The 293-nt window shown below is 41.0% G+C and carries 1 protein-coding gene; it reads left to right on the forward strand.

The features are described from left to right. A partial coding sequence (locus tag GBN19_RS15635) for an integrase core domain-containing protein (protein ID WP_151778722.1) occupies positions 1–293 on the forward strand: 293 nt, incomplete at both ends.

Below are 293 nucleotides of genomic sequence, written 5' to 3' on the forward strand. Positions count from 1 at the left end.
CTCGATGCACTTGAGCAAGCATTGCACGATCGAGGCATGCCAAAGAATGTGATTCATCATTCCGATAGAGGTGTTCAATATCTTTCTATTCGCTATACCAATCGTTTAGAAGCTGCAAATTTACGAGCATCAGTCGGTACGACTGGTGATTCATACGATAATGCACTGGCTGAAACGGTGAATGGCTTATACAAAACAGAGGTGATTGAATATTTAAAAGCAGATTGGCAAGGTTTAGCAGATGTACAACTTGCGACACTAAACTGGGTAGATTGGTTCAATAAAAAGCGTGT

Source organism: Acinetobacter brisouii (genome assembly GCF_008993995.1).
Lineage (GTDB): Bacteria > Pseudomonadota > Gammaproteobacteria > Pseudomonadales > Moraxellaceae > Acinetobacter > Acinetobacter brisouii_A.